General features: G+C 74.5%; 1 pseudogene. It reads right to left on the reverse strand.

Going from position 1 to position 357, the window contains the following annotated elements:
- Positions 1 to 357 (reverse strand): annotated as a pseudogene (locus EXE44_RS18620) (signal peptidase I); the annotation flags it as partial.

Consider the following 357-nt stretch of genomic DNA (forward strand, 5'->3'; position numbering starts at 1 on the left):
TCTCTCTCCGGCTCCGCCGCGGCGCTCTGCCCGCTCCGGTCGAGCACGCCGCTCGCCGGCACCCACATCGCGAGCGCCCCACACAGGAGCGTCGCGGTCGCTACTGCCGCCGCAATCGCGACGGCGCTCCGGAGTTCGAACGCGACGTACACCGCGTACGGGGCGAAGACGACGAGTACCGCCGCCGCGCCGCCGACCGCGTCGACCGAGACGCCGCCGGAAGCCCCCGCGGCGTCCGTCGCGGGGGCGAGCTCGGACTCGGTTGCGAACTCGAACTGCGCCGTCTCGGCGTCCCCTCGGTCCGGATCGTCGGTCGCGGTGGCTGGCGACTTCGACTCGTCGCGACCGCGGACGATC

This window comes from Halorubrum sp. SS7 (assembly GCF_005435055.1).
GTDB classification, from domain to species: Archaea; Halobacteriota; Halobacteria; order Halobacteriales; family Haloferacaceae; genus Halorubrum; species Halorubrum salinarum.